Raw genomic sequence first — 15,005 nt, 5'->3', positions numbered from 1 at the left:
TGACGCCGGGACTAATCCGCCCACGGCCGCCAAAATTGTGTAGGGGCGAGCCCACGTGGCTCGATACTGCTTGAGCGTGCGAGCACACCCCCACAACCGTTTAGAAAGCGCTAGTGCCTTAGGCGGTTGCTTCGTCAGCAGCCGTCTGACCGACGATGCTCTCGTCTTCCTCTTCCATAACACCGAACTCCATCAGCAGATCTTCGAGTTCGTCCATGGTGCAAGGCTGCGGGATAACGAGCTTGGTGTTGTCGATGACTTTCTGAGCCAAGGTACGGTACTCGTCGGCCTGCTTGGCCTGCGGGTCGTACTCGATGACGGTCATACGACGGATCTCAGCGCGCTGAACGACGTTGTCGCGCGGCACGAAGTGGATCATCTGGGTGCCCAGCTTGGCAGCCAGTGCTTCGATCAGCTCGTCTTCACGGTCGGTGTTACGGCTGTTGCAGATCAGGCCAGCGAGACGAACACCACCCGAGTTGGCGTACTTCACGATACCCTTCGAGATGTTGTTGGCGGCGTACATGGCCATCATTTCGCCGGAAACAACGATGTAGATTTCCTGCGCCTTGTTTTCGCGGATCGGCATAGCGAAGCCACCGCAAACAACGTCGCCCAGTACGTCGTAGAATACGAAGTCGAGGTCTTCCTCGTAAGCGCCTTCCTCTTCCAGGAAGTTGATAGCGGTGATAACACCACGACCTGCGCAACCAACGCCCGGCTCCGGACCACCCGACTCAACGCACTTGATGTCGCCGTAGCCGACTTTCAGTACATCTTCGAGCTCGAGGTCTTCAACGGTACCGGCTTCGGCAGCCATTTCCATGATGGTGTTCTGCGCTTTCGAGTGCAGAATCAGGCGGGTGGAGTCGGCTTTCGGATCGCAACCGACGATCATGACCTTTTTACCGAGTTCGGCAAGACCGGCCACCAGGTTCTGGGTCGTGGTAGATTTCCCGATGCCACCTTTCCCGTAAATCGCGCACTGACGCAAAGCCATGGTTCAATCTCCTATTAACGTGTGTCTGGTAAATCCGGGACGCATAACGTCCGACAACACACCTTGAGCAATCCATGTGCCAAAGCGACTTTAGGTGTTTAAGCCTCTGTTTTTAATTCATTTTTAACCGGTGCCACGGAAATACGAATCAGGGGGCAATTCGTACAAAACCTTCTGGCATGTATGGATAACAACAAAACACACACAATCGACAGCAGCGCCGACGTCGCATTGCCGCGCAATGCCGGTCTCAGCTTCAATAGATGCAACGTGCCGACGCGAATACTCGGCAGCCTGGCGTTTCAAGCGCACCCGCGCGACATCCAACTCGACGGCGTCTCCGCATTGCATGCCGGATTGTTCTCACAGCTCGACGCGATTGACGATGTCGCCCAACGTCAGGCCTTGTTCCGCACGCATATGGCGGCGATCTTTCAGCTCAACCATCCGGATGAAGCCGGATACGACGCAGCGAGCCGGCATCCCGGCCGGCCGAAAGCGGATTATCTGCGGTTGTTGCGCGGCTGGTTGTTCGATAGCAACAGCCGTGAAGGTGCGGTGATGAAAGGTTGGGTGGAATCACGTTTCGGTTTGTCGCCGCGCGCCCACCGAGGTCCGCTGCGTAGCTTCTCCGACAATCGATACCACCAGTACTGCATCGAACGCGCAATCGGCCTGCACAACACCAATGCCCTGGAGGCACAACTCGACCTTTTATATACCTACTGCCAGTACGAACTGCGCAGAACGCATCCGCGCACGGCTTTGTTGCGCCTGTACCGCGGCACCAATCAGATCAGCGAGTACGAGTTGTTGAGTGCACCCGGCGCACACCGGCAGGTTTTGCTGCTGAACAATCTCAACTCCTTCGCCAGCAGCGCCGAGCGCGCCGGCGAGTTTGGCGACTGCATCGTCGCAGCCGATGTTCCGTGCGCCAAACTGATGTTCTTCCCCAGCCTGTTGTCCGGTCAATTGCAGGGCGAAGACGAGCACCTCGTTATCGGCGGCGTTTACCAGGTGAGCTTGCAGCGTTTGTAGCATTCGGTCCGGCGCCGCCCTGTCGGATTACCTACAATTCTTTTGCGCACCGTCACTAAACCCCTACGGCTACTTTGTTTTTTGTGATGGCCCATGTTTTGCAGAAGCACAACGCAAAGCATTACTGCAATCAACTGAGAGAAACAAACGTGGCTTCAACTCAGCTATCCGACCTCATCGAGGGCATCAAGAGCGGCAAGATCGTCCCCTACCTCGGACCGGGCGTGTTGACCGGCGTGGTCAGCAAAGCTGACGGCAGCGCCATTCCGGCCGACAGCGACAGCCTGATTCTCGCCATGAACGGCGGTAAGCCGATGGCCCCGCGCCTGATGTTCGAGTTTCCGCGTGCCGCGATGGATGTCGAACTCAAACGCGGTCGCAAAGCGGTCACACGTTTTCTCGATACCACGTATGGCGAAACGGAATGGACCCGCGCACCGATCCATGACTGGCTGGCGACGCTGTTGCCGCCGTACGTGATCGACATCAACCGTGATATCCAGTTGCAGGACAGCTATGCCAATACGCCGCACATCCTGATTCGCGGTATCGCACGTATCGCCGGCACCGACTACCGCTTCCGCATCGACCAGTACGATGGCGAGAAGTACAGCGAAATCGAGCAGACCGAGGTCGACACCTCGTTGCCGGTGCTGTTCAAGCCGACCGGCAGCCCCAAACCCGACGCGACCTATATCGCCTCGGATGCGGACTTCGTCGACTACATCACCGAATTGATGGGCGGCTTCGCCATTCCGGATTTCCTCAAGCAATACCGCAAAGGCAAACAGTACCTGTTCCTCGGCATGCGCATGCTGCGCGACACCGAGCGCATGGTCCTGTCGGACATGGTGTACGCGGCCGACACCCCGCCTGGCTGGGCGCTGATCCCCGAGCCGACCGACAAGGAGCGCCGTTTCTGCGCAACCAAGGGCATCGAGGTGATCGAAGCCGACTGGACCGATCTGCTGGCGGAGGCATCTCCGGTCGCGGTTGCCGCCACTGCGGATGTCGGGTGCTGAACGGTGGCCCTGTTTCGCGCATGTCTCGGCAAAACCGCGTGCGTTGAAGACGACGACCATTGCCGCACCTGCGGCAGGCAGCTCGACGAAGTCTACGCAACGCGCGAACTGATCGAAAAACTAGCCCACTTCGCCATTGCTCACGACTATGTGAACTACGACGAGTTCGTGGCGTATGTCGCGCGCAAGGCCAATGCCAAAATCCGCTACGCGGTCGACCAGGCCAACGGACAGGCGACAGGCCCCGCAGCGCGGGAACAGGCACATGGCTGATCCGCAGGGGTTTGCCGTATTGACCGACGACCAGTGTGTCGGTATCGCCGAAATGGACTCGACACACGACGAGTTTCTGGTGCTGTACGCGCAGGCGCGCGATGCCGACAAGGCCTCGTTTGCCACGTGTCTGAAAGCGCTGCACGACCATACGCGAGACCATTTCGCGTTCGAAGAAAAACTGATGAACGAATCCGGTTTTCCGGCAACGTCAGAACACACATCCGAGCACCAGCGTGTGTTGGGGGAACTCGCACGCTTTCTCGAGCGTGCCCAAGCCGGGTCACAAATTATGGCGCGCGCCTGGCTGCAGCAACAGGTTCCCGAATGGTTTCGCAGCCATTTGCTCAGTATGGACAGCGCCTTGGCCGCACATCTGAAGAAGTCTGAGGATCCGCAGTATGTACGTTTGCGTGTGTAACGCCGTGAACGACCGTCAGGTCAAACAGGCCTTGTGTGAAGGAAAAACCACCTTGCGGGAGGTGCGCCAGCACCTGGGATTCCGCACCTGCTGCGGGCGCTGTACATCCCATATGCGTGACATGGTTTGTCAGCACCGCGACGGCAAGACTTGCTAAACTGACCGTTCGACAAGTTCGCAAACCATAATCTCTCTGGAGCGGCCACATGCAAGGCGAAAAAAGCGTATTGGACCTTCTCAATCAGGCGTTGACGATTGAGCTGACGGCCATCAACCAATATTTCCTGCACGCGCGGATGTACGACAACTGGGGCCTGAAGGCCCTGGGAAAGCACGAGTACGAAGAGTCCATCGAGGAAATGAAACATGCGGATAAGCTCATCGAGCGTATCCTGCTCCTCGAAGGCCTGCCCAACCTGCAGGATCTGGGCAAACTGCTGATCGGCGAGAATGTGCCGGAATGTCTGAGCGGCGACCTCGAGCTGGAGCGCCGCGGTCGCGAGCACTATGTCAACGCCATCGAACACTGCGAACAGAAACGCGACTACGTGTCGCGCGACATCCTGACCGATATCCTGTCGGATACCGAAGACCACATCGACTACCTCGAAACCCAGATCGAACTGATCGACAAGGTCGGCCTGCAGAACTACCTGCAATCCGGAATGGGCGGCATCGAGGAATAAACGCTCCGTAGCGAGACCGATACTCGAGACGATTGCCTTTCGTCGGGGCAATCGTCTCTCGACAGAATTGTTCTTAGGCGTTGCACACCGGCTGCGGCCGGCTCAGGTCTATCAGCGCCCCCGCCTGTTGCGCGCAACGCAACCGCACAGCCGGCGCCAACTTCTTCAACCAGGCGCCCGGAATATGATCCGCACCCCATAGCGCACCTGCGATCATCCCAAGTATCGCGCCCGTCGTATCGGCGTCACCACCTCGATTGACCACATCGATCAGCGCCGATTCGAAATCTTCGGTGTCCAGCAACGCCTGAAACACCGCCTGCAGGGTGTCGACGATAAAGCCGGAGGGGTTTTCGGTTCTCCTGCGATCGCGAAACGCGAACTCGGGGTAGACGGCAACGAACTGGTCAATGCGTTGTTGCAGCTGGTCGATCCCCCTGCCCTGCAAGCCATCCTGCACCAGTTGCACGACCACGAGTGTGCCTGCATCGGACAGGCGGTTGCAGTGCGTAACATGCGCCTGACGCTTCACTGCCTGTTCAACCACGGACGCCGGCGCACCGAAGGTCGCCAGCGCGATCGGCAGGCAGCGCATACAGGCACCATTGCCGGCGCCGTGCTCATCATAGGGCACCGCAGATTCACCGGTGCGGCGAAAACGGGATATTCCCCGTCGCACGGTATGACCGATGTCAACGGGCTTGCTGCGCATCCAGTCGCTGAAGGCCTGCGCGACCGATTCGGCGAGTATCTCGCCGCGCTGCAAGATGCTGTCGCCGAGTGCCAGGCTCATCTCGGTGTCGTCGGTCACCTGGCCGGCCCTCAAGCTCAGCCAGCCACCACCGACGATCGCGTTGTGAACGCCGTACTGCACGCCGATCTCGCGCGGTGTCATGAACTCGACCGTTGCGCCCAGCGCATCCCCGATAGCAAGACCGAGGTAGGCGCCGACAGCCTTGTCACGAATGTGGTCGGCTTCAGGCGTCAGCCCCTGTGCCTCATTCTTCGGGACCGAAACAATTGGCATAGTCCGCACACACCTCGCACGACGGCGAGCGGCAAACATAGATCCCTTCGGTTTCACACAACTGCTTGTAGAGGAACTTCTTCCACTTCATATCGCGATCGTTGCGCGCCGCCAGCGCGGGGAAATTGCGCTGCATCAGCGCCGTCAGGTCACCCCGCGACCACAGTCCCAGGTCCTGCCACAGATGATCGCTGCCCATGCAGGCACTGGCGACGATATCCGCCATCCAGATTTCCGACAGGGATTCGTTGGCGCGATTCTCCACCATCAGTTTCTGCAGGTCGGCAAACTCGAGGCTACGCTCACCGTCGGCCTCGGCCGCCGTAGACGGTGGTGAGATGCTCGCACCGGGAAAATGCAGCGCGAGCAGCTCATCGAATGCCTGCGCAGAAAGGCCCAACCAAGACGGCAGGGCCCCTCCGCCAAATGCCCATGTTGCGATCATGCATGCCAGGGCCTGGTCATTGCCATGGCCCGTGGCACACCCCATCAGTTCGGCGTGCACGGCGCGCGCGTCATAGCTGATGTCGCTACAGGCAGACATGCTCAGTACTCGACCAGGATGTCTTCGTCGCGCGGAATCATCTGGCAGGCCAGACGCCATTCGGTCGGCAGATCGTTGACTGCCATGTTGTCGACGTCGTCCTTGGTGATCTTGCCGAGCTGGCGCAGAACGCCGATCTCTTTGGCGGTCAAAGGACCACCCATCCGCTGGTTCTTGTCATCAACACTGGAAACGTGAACCAGACAGCTGCCGCATTCGCCGTCTTCGCAATCGAACGAGATCGGGATCTTGTTCATCTTGGCGATTTTCAGAACGGTTTCGGTGTGACTGCCTGCAACTGCGTACACGGTCTTGTCTTTGTACTCGTCGCTGCTGAATGTAATAAGTGCCATGGTTTGTTACTCCAAAAACTACAGTGCGTGTAAACGTAAAAAACGTCTATCAGGCCGGTTTGACCACGCAATCGCCGATGATCTGAGCCTGACAGGCCAAACGGTCGTGACGTCCGGCCATGTTTTCCTTGAGTACTTTTTCTTCCAGTACTGACGGTTCGCTCAGGTTGTTCCAGCCATCAACGACATGCATCATGCAGGTGCCGCAATCGCCTTCGCGGCATCCGTAAATGATGCCGGCGCCGATCTTTTCGGACACCTCGATGACACGCGTTCCCGCCGGAACGTTTACCGTCTGCTCGATATCTTCAAACTTGATTTTTGCCTTAGGCATTTCGCTTCTCCGCTTACTTGGTACCAATCAATTCTTCAACATCGCATCGGCGCGTCCCTTCGCCGCTGCTGTCAACCGAGATCCGCCAGATCGATAACGGCCTTTTGCGTACGCTTGCCGACCAGCTCGGAAGCCAGCCAGCGGCCGAAGTCACGACACTCGAGCAATTCTTCGTCGGTTGGGATCAGTTTTACCCGCAGCCCCTTGAGCGGGACGCGCATCTTCAGACCGCGCATGCGGTCTTCGATCATCGGCACCGCCTCGCCGCTCCAGCCGTAGCTGCCGAAGGCCGCACCCATCTTGCCTTTGAGGCTGACGACGGCGAGCGACGACAACAGGTCCCATACCGGTTTGACCGCATCGCCATTGATCGTGGGCGAACCGAAGGCCAAGGCGTCGGCTTCTTCGATCAGGTCGACAAAGGGTTCGGTTTCACCACCCTCGAGATCGTAGAGAGAAACACGCACACCGGGGATTTCGTCGGCACCCTCGAAAACCGCCTCGGCCATACGCGCGGTATTGCCGTACGAACTCATGTAGAAGACTGCCAACGACTTGTCGTTGTTGCCGATCTGGCCGGCCAGGCTGGACTGCGACAATTCGCGGTAATGAGCCACATAGCGACGCGGCCGGTCGCGCAATATCGGCCCGTGTGTCGGGGCGATGATCTTGAGCTTGAGCGGTTCGATCAACGCCAGCGCATCGAGCACCCAATCCTTGAAGGGACGCATGATGTGCGCATAGTAGTAATCGAACGAAAACCGGAAGTCGCCGACGGTGTCATTGAACAGGCGCGAGTCACAGTAGTGGCAGCCGAATACATCGCCCGAGAACAGTACTGCCTCGCCTTCGAGATAGGTGCATTGCGTATCGGGCCAATGCAGAAACGGGGTGTGCAGGAATCGCAGCGTGCGATCCCCCAGACTGACGACGTCATCCGTCGTCACCGTCGTGTAGTCGAGCGGTTCATCTTTCGGCTTGAGCAGCGCCTTGAGCATCGAGGTCGCGCGGGTCGAGATATACAGGCGCGCATTCGGTGCACGCCGCATCAGCTCCGGCAGGGCGCCGCTGTGGTCGGGCTCAAGGTGATTGAGAACGATAACCTTGATCTCGTCGTAGCTTGCGACCGATTCGAGGCGCGCAAAGAACTCGTCGGAAAACTCTTGCTTTACGGTATCGACGATCGCAACGCCTTCGCTGCCGCGAACCAGGTACGAGTTGTATGTTGTGCCGTTGGAGGTCTTCAGGATGATATCGAACGTGCGCAAGGTCGGATCGAGTGCGCCCACCCAGAACACGTCAGGCGCGAACTCCACGGCGCGCCTGTGATCGAGTGCATCCTGAAGATCGCTCACGTGACACCACCATCCGGGATGCAGCCTTGGTCGATATCCGTTCGCACACAGGTCTGCAGATCGACATCGGGCTCGAGTTGCACGCCCAGCGCACGCAGCACCGGGCCGTCATCAAACCCGACGGACAGACCGAAGGGCGTGTCCATCAACGGACGACGGATCAGCAAGGGCTCTTTCACCATCAGCGCCAACGCGGCCTTCTCGCTCAGCGCGCCCGGATCGATCGAGCCCGACTTGATGCTCGGTGCGCTCGGATTGAACCATTCGGCCAGCGGCATGCCATCGAAAAACTCGGCCAGACGGCCCACCGTCCACATCTCGGTCAGCAAGTCGCGCTCGATGAGTTCGTGCCCCAGCCCACGCAACAACTTCTTTTGCCGCGTGTTGTTGATACAGCCGGGTTTCTCGTAGAACACCACGCGGGTCACCGCATACCCCCGTTGCGCTCTTCGTACAGACAGGTCAGCAACGCCGAGTGTCGACGCCAGGCACGCCTGGAAACCCTCGCCCACTCCGGTTGCGGAACATCGACCGGGCGCCGCAGGCGGCACAACAGGTCAAATCCGAACCGGGCCCACGCGAGACGCGGATGATGACGCAGTGCACGCGATCGCACAGTGTCGAGCTTGGGTTCCAGGGTAGCCATGATCATGTCGTCACCGTGCCTGGATCTCAGCCATCGCCGCGGCCATCGTCTCCGGCGGGATGCCGGTCAGCGAACCCGGTGGATTGAGCGGATCGCCTGCCGCATCGAGAATCACCGTCTCAATCGGGCAGATGCTCGCGCATTGCGGGTTCGCGTAGTCGCCTTCGCACTCGGTGCACTTCTTTGCATCGATCATGAAATGCGGCGTGGCCTCGAAGATCGCATCGCTCGGACAAACCGGTGCGCAGGCCCAACAGTTCACACATCCTTCAACAATTGACAATGCCATGCTGGGTCTCCTTTACGCAGTGGCCTGGGCGGCTTCGGCGGTTTGACGCGGCTTGTCGAGCTGACCTGCGTCCGCCATCTCTTTGTAGACGGCAGCAATCGCGTCTTCGATCGGCTCCATGGCATGTTCGCCGTTCGGCTGAATGCCTGCCTCTTCGAGCATGTCCCAGGGCTCGTAACCGATCTTGGAGCACAGCACGACCTCACAGCCTTCGAGCGTGCGGATGTTCTTCTGCAACGCGGTCTCGGCGTCGCCGCAGGTGTCGCCACCCGAGCAATACAGGTCGACCTTGCGATGGCTGATGAAACGCACGTCTGTAGGCGACGCCTCGTAGATCAGGAATTCGCTGGCATGGCCGAAGTGCTGGTTGATCAGCCCACCGCCGGTGGTGGCCACGGCCATCAGCACCGGGCGCAGTTCCTTCTTCTTGGTGCCCAGGGAAGCCAGGGCAACGAAGGCCTCGCCGCTTTTCGCGGCCTGCGCCTTGCGGTTGGCTTCGATCTCCAGGTGGATCTCCTTACGCTTGACCATGGCCGCTTCGTAATCGATTTCCATCTCTTCAATCTTGTCCATGGTGAACTCGTCACCACGGTCTTCACCGAGCAGACCAACCGCATCGGCACGGCACTGGCGGCAGTGACGCATCATGTTCATGTCGCCGGAGCACTTGTCCTGCAGATCCTGCAGTTCATCATGCGTCGGACCGCGCTGACCCATTACGCCGTAGAAGGTGCCATGCTCGGCTTCGGCGATCAGCGGCATCACGTTGTGCAGGAAGGCGCCCTTCTCCTTGACGACCTTGCTGACCTCTTCGAGGTGCTTGTCGTTGACGCCGGGGATCATCACCGAGTTGACTTTGACCAGGATGCCGCGCTCGGTCAGCATCTCCAGACCCTTCTGCTGCTGCTCGATCAGGATCTTGGCGCCTTTAACGCCCTTGATACGGCGGTTGTTCCAGAACACCCAGGGGTAGATCTTGGCGCCGATCTCAGGATCGACGGTGTTGATGGTGATCGTCACGTGGTCGATGTTGTGCTTGCACAGCTCTTCGACCTGCGCCGGCAGTGCCAGACCGTTGGTCGACACGCACAGCTTGATGTCAGGTGCCTTCTCGGTCAGTTGACGGAAGGTTTCGAAGGTGCGCTCCGGGTTGGCCAGCGGATCGCCGGGGCCGGCGATTCCCAACACGGTCATCTGCGGAATGTTGGCGGCTACCGCCAACACTTTGCGGACGGCCTGATCGGGCGACAGCAGCTCGGATACGACGCCGGGGCGCGATTCGTTGGCACAGTCGTACTTGCGGTTGCAGTAATGACATTGGATGTTGCATGCCGGCGCTACGGCGACGTGCATACGCGCATAGTGATGATGCGCCTCTTCGGAATAGCACGGATGGTTGTGTACCTTTTCGCGAATGTCATCCGGCAGGTGCGACAGTTGGTCGCCACTGCTCCCACAGCCGCTCGAGCTACAACCACCAGCCTCTGCGCCTGCGTCGTTATTCAGTACGGTCAGTTCCATCAAACTTCCTCCGGCAACCGGTGAAAAGATAAGTGACGGATTGGGTAATGCAGAGAGCATGCCTATCTTGAAACACCTCGCAACACCCTGTTTTAAAACGAATATTCATAGGCAGCAGGTGGCTCTTGTCGTGAATACAACAGGGCTTTCGCTACGCCCCTGTCGAACACCACACAAAAAGGATGGGAGACCTTCAACGCGCTGAACGGTGTCGCTGCCGGTCAGCACGACCGGCAGCCAGCCAGACGATATTCAGGACGAACGCTTCAGAGCTGACGCAGCTTGATGTTGAGCGTCTGGATGCGATAGGCGATCTGCCGCGGCGTCATACCCAGCAACCGGGCCGCCTTGGCCTGCACCCAGCCGGCCTCTTCCAGGGCCGCGATCACACGCTCGCGCTCATCGAGGTTGGGGTCGTTGAAGTCGATGGCAGCCCGCCGGCGTTCGCCACCGCCACTCGGCGCCTGCAGGCCCGGCTGCAGCAGGCCGGCCAGGCCGGTGCGTTCGATCGCCTCGCGATCGATCAGGCCATCGCCGCTCATGACCGCGGCTCGCTCAAGACAGTTTTCGAGCTCGCGCACGTTGCCTGGCCAGTCGTGTCGCATCAGCAGACGCACCGCACTCTCGGTAATGTCGAGTTCGCGACTCTGCTGCTTGGCGACCTTGGAAACCATGAAGCGCGCCAGGTCCGGCAGGTCTTCGATGCGATCGCGCAGCGCCGGCATCATGATCGGCATCACATTGAGCCGGTAATACAGGTCTTCGCGGAACAGCCCTTCCTGCACCTCGGTTTCGAGGTCGCGGTTGGTCGCGGCGATCACGCGCACATCGACCTTCTGCGTTCGCGTTCCACCGACCCGCTCAAATTCACCTTCCTGCAACACGCGCAGCAGCTTGGCCTGAAACGCCGGCGAGATCTCACCGATCTCATCGAGAAACAGCGTACCGCCGTCGGCCTGCTCGAAGCGTCCCTTGCGTTGCGAGACCGCGCCGGTGAACGCACCCTTCTCATGGCCGAACAATTCGGATTCGAGCAGGTTGTCGGGCAGAGCCGCGCAGTTCAGCTTGACGAACGGCCTGCTGGCACGCGGCGAGTTGTAGTGAATCGAGTTGGCAACCAGTTCCTTGCCGGTACCGGACTCGCCGCGGATCAGCACGGTCGTACCCCACTTGGCGACCTGGCGGATCTGCTCGAAGATCGTGGTCATCGAATGCGAGCGACCGATCATGTTGCTGAAGCCATGCTCGCCCTTGACCTGGCGCCGCAGACTATCGCGCTCATCGCGCAGCTCGCGTTTCTCGGCCGCCACCATGCGCGAAAGGCGAACCGCCTGGCCGATCAGGTTCGACACCATCTCGAGGAAGCGCGCATGCCGGACCAGCACGAACTCACCGGCAGGCGGCTGTGCCGCGAACACACCGACCGGGTCGTTGTCGCCGATGTGGATCGGCACACCGATAAACGGCAGCTCAGGTTGGAAGACATGCAGACGATCGAGAAACTTCGGCTCGTCGCCGAGGCGCGGCACGATCCACGGTTCGTCATGCTTGAGTATGGTCCCGACAACGCCTTCACCGGGGCGATAGCGCACCGACTCGAACGGATCGGCATCGCCGCCATGGATTGCCGTTACCTGCAGATCGCCCGTTTCTTCGTCCACCAGGCAGAACATGCCGTGGCAGATACCGCCGGTCTTGTGCAGAACGTTCAACACTTCACGCAGTGTTTCTTTCGATTCCAACGACCGACTCAGCACGCGGCTGACAGCGTACAGCGCGTTCAGATGACTCTCCAACAGGTCGCACATCACGACCAGTTCGTCGATGTCGGGGAGTTGGGGATTGGTTTGCGTACCGGTATCCACGGGCAACCTACTTCGCTACCGGAAACTCGATCCGGACGCGACAACCTTGAGTCTCGGTATCGTCGATGACGACGCCACCACCATGTTGGATCGCGATCTCTTGCGCGACAGCCAACCCCATGCCGGCATGGCCGACTTTGTTCGTCCAACCGCAGTGCAGCGGATTGAATACGGCCATGCGTTCATCGCTCGGCACACCCGGGCCGTTGTCTTCGATCGTGACCACCAGCACGCCGTTGGCCTCCGATGTGCCTATCGTCAATTCACGATGGCTTTGCGACGATTCAGACAAGGCGATGATCGCGTTGTCGACGATGTTCATCAGCAGACCACGCACCTGCTTCGCCCTGCCGTTCACGGCCGACAACACAACACTCGGGCGCCAAGTGACCACGATGCCGTTCTTCAACAAGCGATCGGTGACCATCTGCAACACTTCTTGCGCAACCTCGTTGAGGTTGAGCAACTGCTGCGGCTCTTCGTCTTCTTGCGGCAACGCATTGCGCAAGGTCTCGTAGGCCTGCTGAGCCGAGTCGCCGATCTGGCGCAAGGCCTGCAACAGGTTCTCCGCGCCATCGCCCTGTCTGCCGAGCATCGCCGTAGCGGCATTGATCAGGTTCAACGGCTGCTGGATCTGATAGGTGGCCGCGGCAAGCGCCTCGCGCATGCCACGAATGCGTTGTTGCTCCGACAGGCTTGCGCGCAGATGTTCCATGCGTGCGCGTTCATGCTCACGTCGCTGACGCGTCGTCTCACTGGCAACGAACAGGCAGACCGACTGCGGCTTGCTGGTCTTGAAGTAACTCGATGCGGATTGGTCGATGTCTGCCAGCCAGGTCGCCGAACACACAAACCAACGCGACCCACTGCTCGCGAATTCAAGACGTACCTCTTGGTTGCGGAAGTCGCTGCCCTTCATGCCGGGTTCGGGAATTTCCCTGCCGCCCTGCTCCGCAACCGCCTGCATCAAGATCTGTGCCGGCTCGGTACCGCGCAGATCGCCCAGCAGCTTCTTGTATTCCTGGTTGTCGAGAATCACCTTGTGATTGACGTCGAGCAACGCGACCACGACCGGCGCGGTATCCAGGATCGTTTCGAACAGGCCCTTCTGGTTGGCCACCTGGCACTGCAACTCGTACACCTGGGTGATGTCGCGATGCATGCCGAGGTAGTGGGTGATGTTGCCTTTGTTGTCGCGTCCGGGCGAGATCGTGAGCTCGGCAAGATAGGCCTTGCCTTCGTTCGTGCGATTGACCAGCTTGCCCGTCCAGGTATCGCCACCGGTCACCGTGGTCCACAGGTCTTGATAGACCTCGCGCGGCGTCGCCTTGTTCGACAGGATCGATTCGTTCTGACCGATCACGTCTTCGCGCTTGTATCCGGTCAGCTGCTCGAAACGTCGATTGGCATACAGGATGTTGGCCTTGTCATCGGCGATGGACAACGCAATCGGCGCCAGCTCGACCAATTGAAAGAACAGATGTGGAGACAACGGATTGTCTCCACCGGCGCAGAACCTGTTGAACGCCTCGACAATCTCCGCCGGCGTATCGTTCGGATTGCCGTCGAGAAAGGCACCCAAGGTGCGAGGGACCAATTCAACCGGTTTTTCTGGCGATCGTTTACTCACGACGCGCTCCTGACACGAGGACTTTTGCAGGTGGCTGCAATAAGCGGGCCCATCCGAGAAATCGGCAGTCATGCAGCTGTAAGCTTTGTGCCAACGGCGTTGGCGATTGTCGGCTATACCGCACCGCTGTCGCGTTTGCGACCAGCCCGAGAGAGGTCATCGATGTTTTGTCGCAAACCCGACAAACGACGCTGGGTCAAAGGCTGGCGGCGTGCCCTGCACCAGGTTTGCGCCAAACACCCACAAAACGCACGGATAAAGGGCTAGTTACTCAATTACCACACTATTCCAGCGATTTGAGATGCCCCGGCGCGAGGCAGGCGAACGCCGCGGGCCGTCACCGGCAAGCGCAGAAACCGAATGGCATACATGATGCTTCAGCCACACCATTCGAAGGCTGTATCAGGTGGCAACCACGATGGGAGAATACCTGCTTCTCATCCTTGCGACGGTGCTGGTCAACAACGTCGTCTTGGTCAAGTTTCTCGGACTGTGTCCCTTCATGGGCGTGTCGAGCAAGATCGACTCGGCTGTCGGTATGGGCTTTGCCACCACCTTCGTACTCACGCTCGCCGCGGTCGCGAGCTGGCTGCTTGAACACTTTCTCTTAGGCCCGCTCGAGATCGGCTACCTGCGCATCCTGACCTTTATCCTGGTGATCGCTGCCGTCGTGCAGTTCACCGAGATGGTGGTGCGCAAGACCGCGCCTGCGTTGTACCAGGTGTTGGGCATCTTTCTGCCGCTGATCACCACCAACTGTGCGGTACTCGGTGTTGCCCTGCTCAACGTCCAGGAAGATCACGGGTTTCTCGAAAGCCTGTTGTATGGCCTGGGATCCGCACTGGGTTTCACCCTGGTCATGGTGTTGTTCGCCGGCATGCGCGAGCGCCTGGCGTTGACCAATGTTCCCAAGGCATTTGCCGGTACGCCGATCGCGTTCGTCGCAGCCGGTTTGTTGTCATTGGCTTTCATGGGTTTTTCAGGCCTGGCCTGAGGCCGGC

The 15,005-nt window shown here is 59.4% G+C and carries 19 protein-coding genes; 7 read left to right on the top strand and 12 right to left on the bottom strand.

Annotated features, from left to right (window positions below):
* Positions 1-118 precede the first annotated feature (118 nt).
* On the bottom strand, positions 119-1,000 hold the full coding sequence (gene nifH, locus B1781_RS07375) for a nitrogenase iron protein (protein WP_078119042.1): 882 nt from the start codon (positions 998-1,000) through the stop codon (positions 119-121).
* 183 nt (positions 1,001-1,183) lie between these two features.
* Here nifH and B1781_RS07370 point away from each other — a divergent pair, with 183 nt between their 5' ends.
* The 6 genes from B1781_RS07370 to bfr all read left to right on the top strand — a co-directional run bounded on the left by B1781_RS07370 (position 1,184) and on the right by bfr (position 4,440).
* The gene (locus B1781_RS07370) at positions 1,184-2,038 is read left to right on the top strand and encodes an NAD(+)--dinitrogen-reductase ADP-D-ribosyltransferase (RefSeq protein WP_078119041.1); all 855 of its coding nucleotides are present in this window, start codon (positions 1,184-1,186) and stop codon (positions 2,036-2,038) included.
* A 149-nt stretch (positions 2,039-2,187) separates the two neighbouring features.
* Complete coding sequence (locus tag B1781_RS07365; protein WP_334223905.1) at positions 2,188-3,060, top strand: SIR2 family protein; 873 nt, start codon at positions 2,188-2,190, stop codon at positions 3,058-3,060.
* A 3-nt stretch (positions 3,061-3,063) separates the two neighbouring features.
* Entirely contained in the window at positions 3,064-3,333 is a 270-nt protein-coding gene (locus B1781_RS07360) for a hypothetical protein (protein WP_174575402.1), read from the top strand.
* Entirely contained in the window at positions 3,326-3,754 is a 429-nt protein-coding gene (locus B1781_RS07355; protein ID WP_078119040.1) for a bacteriohemerythrin, read from the top strand. Before B1781_RS07360 ends, B1781_RS07355 begins: the two co-directional genes overlap by 8 nt.
* Positions 3,735-3,911: a (2Fe-2S)-binding protein gene (locus tag B1781_RS23590; protein WP_078119039.1), complete on the top strand. Its 177-nt coding sequence runs from the start codon at positions 3,735-3,737 to the stop codon at positions 3,909-3,911. The genes B1781_RS07355 and B1781_RS23590 overlap by 20 nt, the downstream gene beginning before the upstream one ends.
* A gap of 49 nt (positions 3,912-3,960) precedes the next feature.
* Positions 3,961-4,440 carry a bacterioferritin gene (bfr, locus tag B1781_RS07345; protein ID WP_078119038.1) on the top strand — a complete coding sequence of 160 codons (480 nt, stop codon included), beginning with the start codon at positions 3,961-3,963 and terminating at the stop codon, positions 4,438-4,440.
* A 73-nt stretch (positions 4,441-4,513) separates the two neighbouring features.
* Here the strand turns inward: bfr and draG are convergent, their stop codons facing one another.
* From draG to nifL, 11 genes are all read right to left on the bottom strand, one after another.
* The gene (gene draG, locus B1781_RS07340; RefSeq protein WP_078119037.1) at positions 4,514-5,467 is read right to left on the bottom strand and encodes an ADP-ribosyl-[dinitrogen reductase] hydrolase; all 954 of its coding nucleotides are present in this window, start codon (positions 5,465-5,467) and stop codon (positions 4,514-4,516) included.
* Positions 5,439-6,011 carry a nitrogen fixation protein NifQ gene (locus B1781_RS07335; RefSeq protein WP_078119036.1) on the bottom strand — a complete coding sequence of 191 codons (573 nt, stop codon included), beginning with the start codon at positions 6,009-6,011 and terminating at the stop codon, positions 5,439-5,441. The genes draG and B1781_RS07335 overlap by 29 nt, the downstream gene beginning before the upstream one ends.
* A 2-nt stretch (positions 6,012-6,013) precedes the next feature.
* The gene (locus B1781_RS07330; protein ID WP_078119035.1) at positions 6,014-6,364 is read right to left on the bottom strand and encodes a 2Fe-2S iron-sulfur cluster-binding protein; all 351 of its coding nucleotides are present in this window, start codon (positions 6,362-6,364) and stop codon (positions 6,014-6,016) included.
* Between the two features lie 49 nt (positions 6,365-6,413).
* Positions 6,414-6,698, bottom strand: coding sequence for a 2Fe-2S iron-sulfur cluster-binding protein (locus B1781_RS07325; RefSeq protein ID WP_078119034.1), 285 nt, complete (start codon positions 6,696-6,698; stop codon positions 6,414-6,416).
* 71 nt (positions 6,699-6,769) lie between these two features.
* Entirely contained in the window at positions 6,770-8,053 is a 1,284-nt protein-coding gene (locus B1781_RS07320; protein WP_078119033.1) for an FprA family A-type flavoprotein, read from the bottom strand.
* Positions 8,050-8,481: an ArsC/Spx/MgsR family protein gene (locus B1781_RS07315; protein ID WP_078119032.1), complete on the bottom strand. Its 432-nt coding sequence runs from the start codon at positions 8,479-8,481 to the stop codon at positions 8,050-8,052. Before B1781_RS07315 ends, B1781_RS07320 begins: the two co-directional genes overlap by 4 nt.
* Complete coding sequence (locus tag B1781_RS07310) at positions 8,478-8,699, bottom strand: hypothetical protein (protein WP_164513294.1); 222 nt, start codon at positions 8,697-8,699, stop codon at positions 8,478-8,480. The genes B1781_RS07315 and B1781_RS07310 overlap by 4 nt, the downstream gene beginning before the upstream one ends.
* Positions 8,700-8,709: 10 nt before the next feature.
* A complete protein-coding gene (locus B1781_RS07305) occupies positions 8,710-8,988 on the bottom strand; it encodes a 4Fe-4S binding protein (protein ID WP_078119030.1) in 279 nt (92 codons plus the stop codon).
* Positions 8,989-9,000: 12 nt separating this feature from the next.
* Positions 9,001-10,509, bottom strand: coding sequence for a nitrogenase cofactor biosynthesis protein NifB (gene nifB, locus B1781_RS07300; protein ID WP_078119029.1), 1,509 nt, complete (start codon positions 10,507-10,509; stop codon positions 9,001-9,003).
* A 266-nt stretch (positions 10,510-10,775) separates the two neighbouring features.
* On the bottom strand, positions 10,776-12,317 hold the full coding sequence (gene nifA / locus B1781_RS07295; protein ID WP_078121959.1) for a nif-specific transcriptional activator NifA: 1,542 nt from the start codon (positions 12,315-12,317) through the stop codon (positions 10,776-10,778).
* Between the two features lie 64 nt (positions 12,318-12,381).
* On the bottom strand, positions 12,382-14,004 hold the full coding sequence (gene nifL / locus B1781_RS07290) for a nitrogen fixation negative regulator NifL (RefSeq protein WP_334223904.1): 1,623 nt from the start codon (positions 14,002-14,004) through the stop codon (positions 12,382-12,384).
* A gap of 418 nt (positions 14,005-14,422) precedes the next feature.
* On the opposite strand from nifL, the gene rsxA reads away from it, so the two are divergent.
* Positions 14,423-14,998 (top strand): electron transport complex subunit RsxA, encoded by a 576-nt coding sequence (gene rsxA / locus B1781_RS07285; protein ID WP_078119027.1) that lies wholly within the window; start codon positions 14,423-14,425, stop codon positions 14,996-14,998.
* Positions 14,999-15,005 lie beyond the last annotated feature (7 nt).

This window comes from Thiosocius teredinicola, from assembly GCF_002009425.1.
Classification (GTDB): domain Bacteria; phylum Pseudomonadota; class Gammaproteobacteria; order Chromatiales; family Chromatiaceae; genus Thiosocius; species Thiosocius teredinicola.
The sequence above is the reverse complement of the archived record's forward strand: the minus strand, read 5'-3'. Positions and strand labels throughout refer to the sequence as shown.